14 protein-coding genes are annotated in these 14,266 nt (G+C 64.6%); 4 read left to right on the top strand and 10 right to left on the bottom strand.

Annotated elements, in window-relative coordinates; translation table 11 throughout:
• Positions 1–131: 131 nt before the first annotated feature.
• The 4 genes from OVA00_RS27150 to OVA00_RS27135 form a co-directional block, all read right to left on the bottom strand.
• Positions 132–932, bottom strand: coding sequence for a nucleotidyltransferase domain-containing protein (locus OVA00_RS27150; RefSeq protein ID WP_326494143.1), 801 nt, complete (start codon positions 930–932; stop codon positions 132–134).
• 82 nt (positions 933–1,014) lie between these two features.
• A complete protein-coding gene (ftsZ, locus tag OVA00_RS27145; RefSeq protein WP_034793296.1) occupies positions 1,015–2,055 on the bottom strand; it encodes a cell division protein FtsZ in 1,041 nt (346 codons plus the stop codon).
• 460 nt (positions 2,056–2,515) lie between these two features.
• Positions 2,516–3,124, bottom strand: a complete 609-nt coding sequence (locus OVA00_RS27140) for a glutathione S-transferase family protein (protein WP_034793282.1) — start codon at positions 3,122–3,124, stop codon at positions 2,516–2,518.
• A gap of 167 nt (positions 3,125–3,291) precedes the next feature.
• Positions 3,292–4,089, bottom strand: coding sequence for an aminoglycoside phosphotransferase family protein (locus tag OVA00_RS27135; protein ID WP_090294127.1), 798 nt, complete (start codon positions 4,087–4,089; stop codon positions 3,292–3,294).
• Between the two features lie 151 nt (positions 4,090–4,240).
• Between OVA00_RS27135 and OVA00_RS27130 the strand changes: the two genes are divergently transcribed.
• On the top strand, positions 4,241–4,537 hold the full coding sequence (locus tag OVA00_RS27130) for a hypothetical protein (RefSeq protein WP_268089965.1): 297 nt from the start codon (positions 4,241–4,243) through the stop codon (positions 4,535–4,537).
• 12 nt (positions 4,538–4,549) lie between these two features.
• Here OVA00_RS27130 and OVA00_RS27125 read toward each other — a convergent pair whose 3' ends face one another.
• From OVA00_RS27125 to OVA00_RS27110, 4 genes are all read right to left on the bottom strand, one after another.
• On the bottom strand, positions 4,550–5,590 hold the full coding sequence (locus OVA00_RS27125; RefSeq protein ID WP_268089963.1) for an ABC transporter ATP-binding protein: 1,041 nt from the start codon (positions 5,588–5,590) through the stop codon (positions 4,550–4,552).
• On the bottom strand, positions 5,578–7,284 hold the full coding sequence (locus OVA00_RS27120; RefSeq protein ID WP_268090376.1) for an ABC transporter permease: 1,707 nt from the start codon (positions 7,282–7,284) through the stop codon (positions 5,578–5,580). The genes OVA00_RS27125 and OVA00_RS27120 overlap by 13 nt, the downstream gene beginning before the upstream one ends.
• A gap of 74 nt (positions 7,285–7,358) precedes the next feature.
• Complete coding sequence (locus OVA00_RS27115; protein ID WP_192444274.1) at positions 7,359–8,339, bottom strand: ABC transporter substrate-binding protein; 981 nt, start codon at positions 8,337–8,339, stop codon at positions 7,359–7,361.
• Positions 8,340–8,510: 171 nt separating this feature from the next.
• Positions 8,511–9,437, bottom strand: coding sequence for a peptidoglycan-binding domain-containing protein (locus tag OVA00_RS27110; RefSeq protein ID WP_113506151.1), 927 nt, complete (start codon positions 9,435–9,437; stop codon positions 8,511–8,513).
• A gap of 232 nt (positions 9,438–9,669) precedes the next feature.
• On the opposite strand from OVA00_RS27110, the gene OVA00_RS27105 reads away from it, so the two are divergent.
• Both OVA00_RS27105 and OVA00_RS27100 read left to right on the top strand, forming a co-directional pair.
• The gene (locus tag OVA00_RS27105) at positions 9,670–10,140 is read left to right on the top strand and encodes a carboxymuconolactone decarboxylase family protein (RefSeq protein ID WP_034793267.1); all 471 of its coding nucleotides are present in this window, start codon (positions 9,670–9,672) and stop codon (positions 10,138–10,140) included.
• Positions 10,140–10,997, top strand: a complete 858-nt coding sequence (locus tag OVA00_RS27100; protein ID WP_268089962.1) for a sigma-70 family RNA polymerase sigma factor — start codon at positions 10,140–10,142, stop codon at positions 10,995–10,997. Before OVA00_RS27105 ends, OVA00_RS27100 begins: the two co-directional genes overlap by 1 nt.
• A gap of 27 nt (positions 10,998–11,024) precedes the next feature.
• On the opposite strand, the gene OVA00_RS27095 is transcribed toward OVA00_RS27100, so the two are convergent.
• Positions 11,025–11,432 (bottom strand): RidA family protein, encoded by a 408-nt coding sequence (locus OVA00_RS27095; RefSeq protein ID WP_268089961.1) that lies wholly within the window; start codon positions 11,430–11,432, stop codon positions 11,025–11,027.
• Between the two features lie 170 nt (positions 11,433–11,602).
• On the opposite strand from OVA00_RS27095, the gene OVA00_RS27090 reads away from it, so the two are divergent.
• Positions 11,603–12,199: a TetR/AcrR family transcriptional regulator gene (locus tag OVA00_RS27090; RefSeq protein ID WP_034793250.1), complete on the top strand. Its 597-nt coding sequence runs from the start codon at positions 11,603–11,605 to the stop codon at positions 12,197–12,199.
• Positions 12,200–12,234: 35 nt separating this feature from the next.
• On the opposite strand, the gene OVA00_RS27085 is transcribed toward OVA00_RS27090, so the two are convergent.
• Positions 12,235–14,139 (bottom strand): adenylate/guanylate cyclase domain-containing protein, encoded by a 1,905-nt coding sequence (locus OVA00_RS27085; RefSeq protein WP_127889128.1) that lies wholly within the window; start codon positions 14,137–14,139, stop codon positions 12,235–12,237.
• Between the last annotated feature and the right edge of the window lie 127 nt (positions 14,140–14,266).

Raw genomic sequence — 14,266 nt, 5'->3', positions numbered from 1 at the left:
AGAACTTGGCGGCCGTCAGCCCTGCGGGCGCCGGCGCTCGTGTTGAAGCGTCCCGGCGGTTCCTCGCAAACAGATCATGTCCCCATCCGCGCCCAAGGCATCGGAGGCGGCCATCCCACAAGCCGGCGCATTCACTGCGCGAGAAGACCAGGACGCCGGGCATCCGGCGGCGCCGTCCGACGGTCGCCGGCAAACAACGGCCCGCCATGCGGCGCCAGTTCCAGCTCGGCAAGCCGGATCAGCTCTGCTGCCTGTCCTGCGCCCGCGTGGCGCAATGCCGTGTCGAAGCGTTCGGCAAGCGACGCGTCCGCCCGGACGAGCAACCGCGGCAGCCATTTGCCGCGCCCAGACCATCGCCCGCGGCCAAGCAGCATCAGATCGGCGAGCGGCTTCGTCAGTTCGGCGGCAATGGCGCGGATCTCGGCGGCCGGGCGTGCATCGCGCAGATCATCCACCAGATCGGTGATCTGGTAGCGTAGTCCGTCGCGTATCTCAGGCGTCAGCGGCGCCGGCCCTCGTTCCAGGCGCTGTTGCGCCCCGGCCTGAAGCGCTTCGGCACGCGCCCGCTCAGGCCCGATAGCAACGCCGCCCGCCACCATGTCCGCAAGCACCGGGCAACCGCCCGCCATATCCTGGTCGACAAACCAGTTGAGCGTCTCGAAGTCGTGCACGAAGGCCTCGATCGGAAAATCGTCGAAATGGAAGCTTTCCCGCCAGGCGGCCGGCAGTGCCTCGTGCAGCACCACCAGGTCGATATCCGAGGTCTGCGTACCCTCGCCGCGCAGGATGGAGCCCGCGACGATCGCAAAGATCGCCTGCGGAAAGCGTTCCGCAAGCACCGCCTCAGCCGCCATCACCGCTCTCGCCGCACGGCCTGGTGCCGCTGGCGCGTGCTTTGCCGCCTCATCGGCGGGCACACCCTCGTCGCTCATTCGAGCCTCCAAACGCAAGGACCCTCCCGATATGGCGTCATCACATCGGGAGGGTCCTTGAAGCAGGCGATGGATGCGAATGCTATTGCAGCGTGCGGGTCGGTGCAGGTTCTGCCGCCGGCTGGCCGACGGCGGCACCGGCCGGGTTGGCGGATGAGCGCGCGCCGTCGAGGCCGGTCGCAACGACGGACACGCGGAAGGTACCGTCGAGCGTACGGTCGAAGATCGAACCGACGACGATGTCGGCTTCGTCATAGACCTCTTCGCGGATGCGGGTCGCGGCTTCGTCCACCTCGAACAGCGTCATGTCCATGCCGCCGGAGATCGAGATCAGCACGCCGCGGGCGCCGCGCATCGACACTTCGTCGAGCAGCGGGTTGGCGATCGCGGCTTCGGCCGCCTTCAGCGCGCGGCCCTCGCCAGTCGCCTCGCCGGTGCCCATCATCGCCCGGCCCATGCCCTTCATGACAGATTTCACGTCGGCGAAGTCGAGGTTGATCAGGCCTTCCTTGACGATCAGGTCGGTGATGCAGCCAACGCCCGAATAGAGCACCCGGTCGGCGATCACGAAGGCATCGGCAAAGGTGGTCTTGGCGTCAGCGATGCGGAAGAGGTTCTGGTTGGGGATGACAATGACGGTATCGGCCGCCTCGCGCAGCCGCTCGATGCCCTGCTCGGCCGTTTCCATGCGGCGCTTGCCTTCGAAGCTGAAGGGCTTGGTGACGACGCCGACCGTAAGGATGCCGGCCTTGCGTGCCGCCGCCGCAATTACTGGGGCCGCGCCCGTGCCGGTACCGCCGCCCATGCCGGCGGTGACGAAGCACATATGCGTGCCGCCGAGGTGATCCATGATCTCGTCGATCGATTCTTCCGCCGCCGCCCGGCCGACATCCGGCAGCGAGCCCGCGCCGAGGCCTTCGGTCACGGCGGCGCCGAGCTGGATGATGCGCGACGACTTCGACATGGCGAGCGCCTGCGCGTCGGTGTTGGCGACCACGAAATCGACGCCCTGAAGCCCTTCGTTGATCATGTTGTTGATGGCGTTGCCGCCACCGCCGCCGACCCCGATCACGGTGATCTTCGGGCGCATTTCGGTGATCGTGGGCTTCTTGAAATCGGTCATGGCTTGTCTCCTAGAGCCAGCGCCTTGCAGGCGCCCGGCAGCGGCGAATCGGGCAGCTTGTATTTTAGGAATTGAAAAAAGCCATGGAGAAGGCAAGCAAAAAGGGCGACGCGCCTATCCACATATGAATTTTAGCGGGGGCGCAGAGGCGAGAATTCGGTCGTTGGGTTTCGTCTGCAGAATGGGGAAATCTACAAAATAATCAATGCTATGGCGCATGCCATCCCCTCACCCTGACCCTCTCCCCGCCTGCAGGGAGAGGGAACGCGGACGACGGCCGGCTCCCAGGTCGAGACCTGCCGACGGGCAACGCGGCTGCCACATTGGCCGAAGGAACGAGCGGCCGCCACGTCCCTCCTTCTCCCCGCGACAACGGGGAGAAGGTGGCCGGCAGGCCGGATGAGGGGCCGATCTCGCCACCCTAAGACTGCGCGAAACCGCCCCTGCCACATGCTGTCCCTTAAGCCTCAAAACTCGGCCGCGAACGCACCCGCTCCAGCCAGCGCTGGACGTTTTTTGCGGAAGCCGGGATTTCCATGCCGAAGACCTCGCAGAGCCAGGCGGTGACCCCTGCGGTGATGTCGGCGATCGAGAATTCGTCGCCTGCCAGGAACGGCCTTCCATCCGAGAGCTCATCGTCGAGCCAGCCCCATTTCTGCGGCACCGCCGCCCGCTCGGTCTCGGCAAAGGCCGGAAACTGCGTCAGCCGCTCGGCAAAGAACGCGTCCGAATGCAGCGCCACATTGCCGACGGTGCCGAGGATCACCAGTTCGGCGCGCCGGTTCCACATCTCCACCTTGGCGCGGCTGACGGCGTCATGGCCGAAGAGCTGCGGCTCGCGCGTGGTCTCCTCGAGATAGCGGCAGATCGCGACGCTCTCGGTGATAACAGTGCCGTCGTCGAGTTCCAGCACCGGGATCTGACCGAGCGAATTGACCGCGAGAAACTCCGGCGCCTTGTGCTCGCCCTTGGCGAAATCGACATCCACCATCGGCAGCGAGATCCCCTTCTCCGCCATGAAGATGCGCACGCGATACGAATTCGGTCCCATGCCCTGATAAAGCTTCATCTTATCCTCCTGTCGATGAGGCGACCGCCCCGTTCCTCCTCAACCGCATAAAAGCGGAACACCGGTTGTTTATAACAACCAGTTTCATTTAACTCAATGGTTTATTTCAGTAGGCAAGAATTCTTTTTCGCGAGCGCTATCGGCTTGCCCTGCCGCTTCGCCGGTCGTCAGACAAGGTTTCGGGACAATAGTGTCCTATAGCGCTCGAAGGCGTCCCGCTCTCGCCGCCAGTGATCGAGATGCCCGTCCCGTTTCAGCCGCTCGGTCGCGGCCGCGCCGATCATTGCCAGCATCGCCGCCTCGTCGCCCATATGCCCGAGCACATCGGCGACCATCCCAAGCAACGCATCGTCCGAGGCAAGACCGTAGGTCGCGCACAGCCGTTTCAGCCGCCGGCTGCCATCATCGAGATCCGCCAGCGCCGCGGCCTTCAAGTCATCGGAATGGAAGGAAAGCGGCACGGTCCAATAGGCGAGATAGGCAAGGTCTCGCAGCCGCGGCCCGGGACCGGCGAGATCGAAGTCGATGATCCCCACCGGTTCGCCGGCCCGAAAAACGAGATTGTACGGCGCAAAATCATTGTGGCAAATGACCTCCCATCGACGCCGATCCGGATATCTAAAGGCCCAGCGATCCGCCGCGCCGAAGCCGAATTCGGCCGTCGCGTCATGATAGGCGCGAAGCAGCCGCCCTGCGGCAATCAGCGCATCCTCGCAAAGCCAGATGTCGGAAGAGACACCGGCATCGCCTTCAATAAAGCTCAGCATCTCTCGCCCCTGGCCGTCGAGGCCCAGGAACCGAGGCGATCCCGCAAAGCCCTTTGCCTCGAGACGGAGGAGCAGCCGGTGAACGGTCGCGCTCTCAGGGCGCGTGGCGCGGCGCACCGTATCGCCCACGCGCACGACGCCGGCATTGACGTTCCCGCCCGCAAGCGGCGTTTCCTGTATCGGCGTTTCGGATGTCATCGGACCGTTCGAGAGGCTGGAGGCGAAGCTGGCCGAGGATCGTCTTCGGATCACCCCCTGTCAACGAACCGTTCCCATCGACGGCCCGGCCGATCGCTGTCCTTGAATCTGCCGGGCGATCATGCTTGCCTCTTCCAAACAGGAGCTTGCCATGTTCGCCCGATCCGCCGTCGCCTGCCTCGTCCTCGTCCTTGCCACTGGTCAGGCCAATGCCGCCCTTGCGCCGAATTTTCAGCGTGCCCGCGAACTGAACGCGGTCATCAACGCGGTCGCCGTCGCCGTTCCCAAACACCCGATCGACAAGGTCATCAGCCAGGGCCGCGACCGTTATGCCGTCGTCGCCGGCAAATGCACGGTGATCGCAAGGATCGTCGGTCTGCCGGCAAAGCCTGGCGTTGTCGGCCCGCGCCAGTTCGAGGTCGAACTCGACAAACCCGATCGCGACTGACGCCAACCCGGCCTAGAGCCGCCACCCCTGGCTCATCACGAAGCGCGCCGTGTCTCCCGGCATGATCGCCCTGTCGCCATAGGCCTTCAATGACTGACCGTCCAGCAAAGCCAAGGTCAGGGCAAAACGCTCGCCTTCGAACACGCAGGAGACGACGCGGAGCGCCATGCCCTCGCCGTCGTGGCGCACATGTTCCGGGCGCACGAGGACGTCGCGCACGGCGCCATCGCCTGCGCCTTCCATGCCGACGCCGGCAAGCGCTGACCGCAGCGTTGGCCAATCCATCGCCCGCGGCATGCCCTCCGGCACGGCGAGCTTGAGCACCGAGCCACGGCCGATCAGGCCGCCGACGACGGCGCCTTCGGGTCTTGCGTAGATCTCGGCCGGCTGCGCCATCTGCATCAGCCGCCCCTCGTGCATGACGGCGACATCGGTTGCGAGCGCCATGGCTTCCGCCTGGTCGTGCGTCACATAGATCATCGTCGCGCCCGAGCGCTCGTGGAAGATGCGGAAGGTCTCCTCCATCGACTTGCGTAAGTGCTGGTCGAGATTGGCGAGCGGCTCGTCGAGCAGCACGACATCCGGTGAGGTCACCAGGCAGCGGGCGAGCGCCACGCGCTGGCGCTGGCCGCCGGAAAGGGCTGCCGGCCGGCGGTCGGCATAGTCGGTGAGCTTTACCAACGCCAGAGCATCGGCGACGCTCCTTTGCCACGCCGAGCCTGAAATGCCGCGGACCTTCAGCGGATAGCCGACATTTTCGGCCACCGTCATATGCGGCCAGAGCGCATAGGACTGGAACACCATCGCCATGTTGCGTCGCTCCGGCGGCAGCGCCCGTGCAGCATCCGAAAGCCGTCTTTCGCCAAAATCGATCGATCCATCGCTGGGCTGCTCGAAGCCGGCGATCATGCGCAGCACCGTCGTCTTGCCGCAGCCGGAAGGCCCGAGCAGCGCCAGGAAGCCGCCTTCCCGCACGGTCAGCGACACATCGGAAACCGCCGGCCGGCCGCCGCCGAAATGCTTGGTGACGTGATTGAGGATCAGTTGCGCCACGGCAGCACGCCTTCCGGGAGATAGTTTGCGAGAGCCTCGAGCGCGGCCATCAGCATGACGACCATGACGACCACGAGCACGGAAAGGGCTGCGGCCAGGTCCGACGAGCCGCTGTCGTCGAGATTGAAGATGGCGACACCGAGTGTCTGGGTGCCGGCCGACCAGAGCAGCGCCGAGACCGTCAGCTCATTGGCGGCAATCAGGAAGACGAGGATGATCGCCGCACCCGCGGCCGGCGCTACCAAGGGCAGGATCACGTCGGACATCCGCCTGAAGAAGCCAGCACCGGCGAGACGCGCCGCCTCTTCCAGCGATGGGTCCATCTGCAGGAAAGCACTCATCACCGGCTTGAGGCTGACGGCGAGGAACGAGGAGAAGTAGGCAACCAGGATGATCCAGATGGTGCCATAGAGCGAGACCTTGAGGATCGGCAGAGGTGCGGCAAAGGTAAGGATGAAGGCGACGGCCAACACGATGCCCGGCAGCGCATAGGGGATCTCGATGAGGATGCCGAGCGTATTGGCAAGCCACCCCTTGCGCCGCGTCATGAGATAGGCCGCGGGCACCGAGACGGCGAGCAGGCCGAATGCGGCCGTTGCTGCAAGGAACATCGAATTGCCAAGCGCCTTCAGCGTCATCGACTGGCGGAAGAGAATTTCTTCGTAAGCGCGCAGCGACACCGTCTGAAGGTTGAGCGGCACGCCATAGGCCGGCACCAGCGAGCTCGCGACAAGAGCGGCGAGCGGTGCGACCAGCACGAGAAGCAGGATCGCCACGAGGACCAGCTCGACGACCGGGCGGAAGCGGCCGAGCGAAAAGGCGGCATTCGCCCCGGAAAGGCCGATGATGCGGTAATCCCTGCCGACAAGCGCCTTCTGCTGCAGGATCAGCCCGGCAGCCGCGATCATGGCGATGAGGCTGGAGAGCAGCGCGATCTCGCCGAAGGTGCCGGCGCCGAAGCTGGCGAGCCGCGTATAGATCAGGGTCGGCAGCACCTCGATGCCCGCGGGAATGCCGAGGATCGCCGGAATGCCAAAATTGCCGACGCCGGAGACGAAGGCGATCGCCGCACCGGCAATCAGTCCCGGCAGCGACAGCGGCGCGACGATGTCGCGAAAGACACGGAATGGCGTGGCCCCGGCAAGCCGTGCCGCCTCCACCCCGTCGCGCGGCGCGGCGGAAAGCCCGGCTTTCAGCGCCAGGAAAACCAGCGGCGCATGCTGGACGCCGAGAAGCAGCGAAATGCCTGCCAGCGAATAGAGCGGCTGCGGGCTGCCGAGCGGCGGCGCAATCCCGAGCGTCTTTAACAGCGGGCTCGCCGGCCCGGTCATCTCCACCCAGGCAAGCGCCGTCACCTGCGGCGGGATCATCATCGGCAGCATGAAGGCAAAGCTGAGCGCAAGCTTGCCGCGCACATCCGTCAGCGCCACCGAGAAGGCGAAGAGCGCGCCGATGACAACGGAGACGACCATGCCGCCGGTCGCGGTTATCAGCGTGTTGCGGATGGCGGCAAAGGTTGCAGGTTCCGTGAGCACGCCAATCGACCGGCCCGAAATAAGCCCGGCAAAGCCGGCCTTCGCCAGGCTGAAGAGCGGCAGCAGGCAGAGGAGAAACAGGCAGCCGAGAACGAAGGGCACCAGCCAGCGCGGCTCGGCGGCGGGGCTCGCCCCTGCCCGCACCTTGGGCGCGCCCATCGTCCGGCCGTGAAAGGAAAGGCGCAGCCAGCGGGGCCGGCTGCGCGCATCGTTGCGTTCAAGCATTCCCGGGATCAGTTCGTACCGAAGATGCCGGAGAAGGTTTTGAGATCCGCGTCGGAGTTCTTCACGGCCTCGGCCGCATTGACCGGCAGCACCTTGATCGTCTCGCGGGCCGGATAGCCCGCAGGCAACGCCACGCCGTTGCGGGCCGGGATATAGCCCATCTTCACCGCCGTCTTCTGGCCTTCCTCGGACAGCAGGAAGTCGACGAACTTCTTCGCCGCCTCGACGTTCTTGGCGGTCTTCAGGATGCCGACGGGCTCGGTCACGGCAGACACGCCCTCGGCCGGGAAGACGAATTCCACCGGCGCGCCCTTGGCCTTCTCGCGGATCGCCATGAAATCGACGAGCATGCCATAGGCCTTCTCGCCGGTCGCAACCGCCTTCAAGACGCCGCCATTGCCGCCGGCAGCCGTAGCACCGTTCTCGGCGAGCGCCTTGTAATAGTCCCAGCCGAGGCCATCGATGCCGGTCAGGGTCTGAGCGTGAATGAGAGCCGCACCCGAGGTCAGCGGGCTCGGCATGGTGACGAGGCCCTTGGCCTCCGGCTTGCTGAGATCCTGCCAGCCTTCAGGCTTCATGGCGGCGGAGGTGTTATAGACGATGCCGGTCGTGATCATCTTGGTGGAGTAATAGGCGCCGTCCGCATCATAGAGTGCCGCGTCGTAGCTTGCCGCTTCAGGCGACTTGTAGTCGGCGAGATGGCCTGCTTCCTTCAGCCGCTGCATGGTCACGGTGTCGGCGATGAGCAGCACGTCGGCCACCGGATTGCCGGCCTCGATCTCTGCCATCAGCTTGGCCATGATCTTGGTCGTGCCCTCGCGCACCCATTCCACCTCGATGCCGGGATTGGCGGCCTGGAACGCGTCGACCGTCGCCTGCGCATCCTCGTTCGGCTGGCTGGTATAGAGCACCAGGCTCTCGGCATAGGCCGCGGTCGAAAGCAGGCCTGCGACAACAGCGCCGGCAAGGACGGAGACAAACGATTTCATGGATACACCCTCGTGTTGAAACTGGCGCCGAGGGATAGGGCCACCCTTTTACAGGGGTATGACAGAACCGGGGGACGCGCGATCAGTGGGTCCCGATGCAGGTCGCGCAAATGTGCGCAGCGGTTTTGCGGCGACGACGCGCATAAAAACAAGAGCTTCACGCGATGAGCTTTAGCGCGCGCCCGTCGACATCTGGCTGCGGTGGAGCACATAGGCATTGGCCAGTGTGTACAGGAAATCGCGGTCACTGTAGTGCGCATAGTGGTCCAGCCTGTAGACGCGCGCGAAATTTCGGGCAGCGACCTCGAACTCCGGTCCGAGCGCATTGTCGACATCGCCAAAATAGAAGCCGATGGCCTTCAGGTATTTCTGAATGAGGCGAAGGTCGCCCTCCGCCGACTGGATGGTCAGCTTGTTGAATTCGTTGGTGGTGAAGATCGACAGGTCGTCATTGGTGTTGCGGTGCTCGAAGGTCATGACATAGCCGAGGTTCTCCGCAGCGATGAAGGCGTGCATCGTCTTCAGGATGACGTTGTACTCGACCGGCCGGCCGTTCAAGGGCGCCATGCCACGGTTGAAGAGCAGCATCATCGAGGCGATCCTCGACGTCATGGAAAAGGGACTGCTCGGCGAATAGCCGAGCACCTCGAAGACGCAGCCAGCGGCCTGATAGTCCTCGGCCGGATCGAGCACCCGGCGCAGATACTCGTTGTCCACACCGATAATCCGGTTGTCCTTGCCATAGTGAAGCCGGCCCTTGATGGGAGCGCCCTCTTGGGTCGCGGCCTGGCCCGCCTCGACGGCCAGCTCGCGAATGGCCATGCCGAGTCGGCCCATCAGCATTGTCGCGATTACCGCCTCGACAGCGGCCTTTTCCATGCCGTTTCGGGGAATGACCGCACTGCCGTGGCCGACATAGGCATCGAGCGCGCCGAAGCTTGCTGCGAATTCTCCCTGGAGCTGGCCATACCAGTTAGGCAAAAGCGCCTTCAGCGCAAAGCTTCGCCTCTCCAGCTTCCGCCACAGCGCCGCAAAGTCGTTAATGGTGATCTCGAAGACATACGGAATATCGAGTGCGGCATTGAATTCGTCTGCCATTGAGTACCTCCCGAAGCACTCGGCACCACCACCTGCAATAAAGGATCCCCCAGGCTACACTCACATATCGGCCGAATGCGGCATAGTCATCCAAACGGGTTAGTGCGGCGCGGCATGCGCCGGCTCCGCGCAAAACAATCCACACTGGAGTTTTCAAAAAAATTCGCGGCCATGTCACACCGGCCGTCGCTCGCTCGTCATGGTATCGGAACCAACGAAAGGAAACGGAACCATGACTGCCAAGATCGACCTTTTCGCCGCTGCCCCGCAACTGATGAAGAGCTGGACCAGTGTCTCGATGGCCGTTGCCGCGAGCCTTGACGCCACTATTATCGAACTCGTGAAAATCCGCGCCTCGCAGATCAACGGCTGCGCCAACTGCATCAACATGCACACCCAGGAAGCCCGCGAAAAGGGCGAGACGGAACAGCGCATCTACCTGCTTTCCGCCTGGCGCGAAGCGCCCTGCTATTCCGATCGCGAGCGCGCCGCGCTAGGCTGGACAGAATCGCTGACGCGGCTTTCGGAAGGCCACGGCCATGAAGCGGCCTATCAGGCGCTGAAGGACCATTTCACCGAGGAGGAACAGGTGAAGCTCACGCTGATGATCAACGTCATCAACGGCTGGAACCGTCTGGCCGTCGGCTTCGGCCTCTGGGTCGATCCGGCAGCCGCCAAGGCCGCCGCCCAGGCTGCCGCCTGATGGCGGACAGCGCCCATGAGGACGCAGCGGCGGTTTTCGACCCGCTGCGTCCGAAGCTCGTCCGCGTCGCCTACCGCATGCTCGGCTCGGTCGCCGATGCGGAGGACATGGTGCAGGAGGCCTTCATCCGCTGGATGGGGGCCGACCGCACATCCGTGCGCGAGCCGGAGGCGTTTCTGCGCCGCACCGTCACGCGGCTCTGCCTCGACCAGTTGAAATCCGCGCGGCTGAAGCGCGAGACCTATGTCGGCCCCTGGCTTCCCGATCCGGTCGTCGAGGAGGAGCCGGAGGACGACGTCACCCTGCCCCTGATGCTGGCACTCGAACGGCTCTCGCCGCTGGAGCGCGCCGCCTTCCTGCTGCACGACGTCTTCGGCCAGAGCTTCGATGAGGTAGCGGCAACGATCGACCGCGACGCCGCCGCCTGCCGCCAGCTTGCGGCCCGGGCCCGCACCCATGTGCGCGAGGAACGCCCCCGCTTCCAGATCGAGCAGCAGCGCGGCCTGGAACTCGCCAACGCCTTCTTTGCCGCCTCCCGCCACGGCGATATGAAAACGCTCGGCTCCATGCTCGCAGCCGATGTCAGCGTACATTCCGACGGCGGCGGCAAGCGCCCGGCCGCCCTGCAGCCGATCCTCGGCTTCGACGCTGTGATGAAGGTGCACGCGCAACTGGCCGCCCTCTTTGCCAAGCACGGCTCGACGCTCGTGCGCGCCGGCTTCATCAACGGCCTGCCCGGCTTTGTCACCCGGGAGGCCGATGGCGAACTGCAGACGACTGCGCTGGAGATCGAGAACGGCAAGGTCGTGGCGATCTACGTCGTGCGCAACCCGGACAAGCTGGTGCATTTGCACTAGAACCCGGATTGCCACGTTCCCAATGACCTACGCGGCCAGTTGGCCAGTCGGAATCCGCGCGATCACCTTGATCTCGAAATCGAAACCGGCGAGCCAGTTGACGCCGATGGCGGTCCAGTTGGGATAGGGCTTTTCGCTGAAGATCCGGTTCTTGACGGCCATGATCGTCTCGAACTGGTGTTCGGGGTCGGTGTGGAAGGTCGTCACATCGACGATGTCGTCGAAGCTGCAGCCGGCTGCCGCGAGCGTCGCTTCGAGATTGTCGAAGGCGCGTTCGACCTGGCGTTCGAAATCCGGCTCCGGGGTGCCATCCTCACGGCTCCCCACCTGCCCCGAGACGAACAGCAGGTCCTGCGACCGGATGGCCGCGGAGTAGCCGTGCGCCTCGTAGAGCGCATGGCGATTTGCCGGAAAGATTGCGTTGCGTTTGGTCATCGGTCTGATCCTTCTCGTAAATTGAGGACGCGCAAACGGGCGCGCGCTGCCGTTTCAGGCAGAACTTCACAAAACCCGCTTCATTTGGTATACGGAACGTATCTGAAATAGCGAAATACGACGCGTATGTCAAATCCATATACGCGCCGTATCTGAATTTGAGGTCAATGATGGCCAGAAGCCGCCAGGAAACGATGGAGGAAAACCGCGCGAAGCTGATTTCGGCCGGCCGAAAGGCCTTTGCCGAAAAGGGCTATGCGGCGGCCTCGATGGATGAGTTGACCGCCGATGTCGGGCTGACGCGCGGCGCGCTCTATCACAATTTCGGCGACAAGCGCGGGCTCCTGGCCGCGGTCGTAACCCAGATCGACGGCGAGATGGCCGCCCGCGCCAAGGCGATCGGCGCAGATGCGGCAGCCGGTGACCACTGGCAGGCGATGCTTGCCGAAGGGGCGGCCTATATCGAGATGGCGCTCGATCCCGAAGTCCAGCGCATCGTTCTGCTCGATGGCCCGGCCGTGCTCGGCGATCCCTCGAAATGGCCGAGCCAGAACAGTTGCCTGCTGGCGACGAAGCGATCGGTAGAGCAACTGCTGGACAAGGGCGTGCTGAAGCCGGTCGATCCGGAAGCGGCCGCGCGGCTCTTGAGCGGTGCCGCCCTCAACGCTGCCCTCTGGGTCGCCGCCAGCGACGAGCCGAAAGCGGTCTTGCCGAAGGCGATCGACGCCTTCCGCGCCATGGCCACCGGCCTGCTGGCGGAGCGCTGATCCGCCCCGTTGGGCGGTCGTCGCGGCGGCAAGGACTAACGGGCGTTCGCGCCCACCAGCTCCCAGAGGTCGATGCCTCCCGAGCGCCCCTTCACGTGCACCATCCCCATCGCGCGGAAGTCGAAGAGGTCGGCAACCGCAGACTGCACCGCCCCGCTCACCAGGATCGACGTGTTGAACTCCTTGTTCAGCCCCTCGAGCCGCGAGGCGACGTTGATCGTGTCGCCCATGGCCGTGTATTGCTGCCGCGCGATCGCGCCGAAGCTGCCGACGACCGCCGGCCCCGTATGCACGCCAAAGCGCGTGAAAAGCTCCGGCCGGCCGCCTTTGCGGTTGGTCTCGTTCAGGCGATCGACCGCCGCCTTCATCGCCAGCGCGCAATGACAGCCATTCTCGATGTGCTGCGGATCGGCAACCGGCGCGTTCCAGATGACGAAGATGCTGTCGCCGAGATACTGGATCACGGTCCCGTGGTACTGCTCGGCCACCGTGTTCAGCATCTCGAAATAGGCCGAGAGGATATCGACGACTTCTTCCGGCGAATGCTGTTCGGAGATGGTGGTGAAGTCGCGCACGTCGGTGAAAAGCGCCGTCACCTCCTGCCGCCTGCCCCGGACCGCCGCCCCGCCTTCGGGGTCGATGATCCGGCGCACCACCTCGCGCGGAACATAGAGCGCAAACTGGACGATAGCGCGCCGGCTGGCGGAAAGCGCGCCGCCAAGCGTATTGATCTCGGTGATCCAGGAATGCGGGGCGTCCGTGCCGGCAAAGTTCAGGTCACCGATCCGCCGCGCCTCGTCGGCGAGGTGATAGAGCTTGCGGCTGATCACGCGGGACAGCATGAGCGAGCCGACCACGCCGGCCACCAGCACGGCTGCGGCAATCATGAGGTTGCGCACCAGGAGCCGGTTTGCCTGCACCACCAGATCCTGCAGCGGCACGACGATCGCGACCGAGCTGCCCTTGAAGAGGCCGGATACGCTGACGGGTGCCATCTGGACCAGATAGCGCTCGCCGGCAAAATCGGCTTCGGCAAGACCCCCGCCCGCATAGGCGGGATCCTTGCGCAGCCCGGCGACGACGTCGAGGCTGGGATCCAGGCTGCGCATGCCGGCGCCGCCACCACCCGACCAGGCGCCGAGGATTGTGCTCATGACCGCGGGATCGGAATGGGCGACGAGGTTGTTGTCGCTGCCGATGACATAGGACCGGGCCCGCGGTGAGATCTCGCGCGCATCGAGAAGGCGGCTGATGGTCTGAAGGTGGATGTTGGTGCCGACCACGATCCCCTCCTTGCCCTTCAGCGGAACGGCGAGCGCCAGCGTCGGAACCTTCAGCGTTCCCGTGACATAGGGCCCGACGGAAACCGGACCGCCGGCTCGCAACGCCGTCTGATACCAGGGGCTCTGCCGCGGGTCGAAATTTGTGCGCTCGAACGGACGCTCCCCGATCGTCTGCGCCGCAGCGTCGAGGAACCGAAGGGTCGAGACGGTGCCCGCGTCCTTGGCATGCGCAAGCAACCGAACGGCAAAGGCGGTGCCTGCCGGTGCCGCCAGACTTTGGCGAACATAGTCCCGCCCCGTGTTGATCACCTGCAGGTAGGATCCATCAGGATAGCCGGCATAGACGCTCGTCGCGTTGGAAACGCTCCTGAGCACCTCCAGGAAGAACTGCTCCTTCGGCTGCAGGTCGCCCGGCGGCGCGACGGCCAGCTGCGGCACGGTGGACGCAAGCGCGACCGCCTCGTGGCCGCCCTCGAGCGCATTCCTGTAGCCCTCGATCAGCCTCAGGCTCATCTCGCGCATGTGCTTTTCGCCGGCAAGGATCGCCGCCTGCCGCCCCTGGCTGAACGCCATCCAGATGATCGGCGTCGCCGTTAAGATGAGCAGCGCCACGACGAGCACGCTGAGATGCACCCTGAGAGGCCTGGACCAGTTCACGCAATTCCCCCGAAACGCGACTGTATGGAGGCGACCCTAGCACCTGCCCTGGCGAGGAGGAATGCATATTCTTTCAAAGAAATAGGCCATTTCAATCTCTGATGAGAGAATGAAATGGCCCGGTACA

The sequence above is a fragment of the Ensifer sp. SL37 genome (assembly GCF_026672675.1).
Taxonomy (GTDB): domain Bacteria; phylum Pseudomonadota; class Alphaproteobacteria; order Rhizobiales; family Rhizobiaceae; genus Ensifer; species Ensifer adhaerens.
The sequence above is the reverse complement of the archived record's forward strand: the minus strand, read 5'-3'. Positions and strand labels throughout refer to the sequence as shown.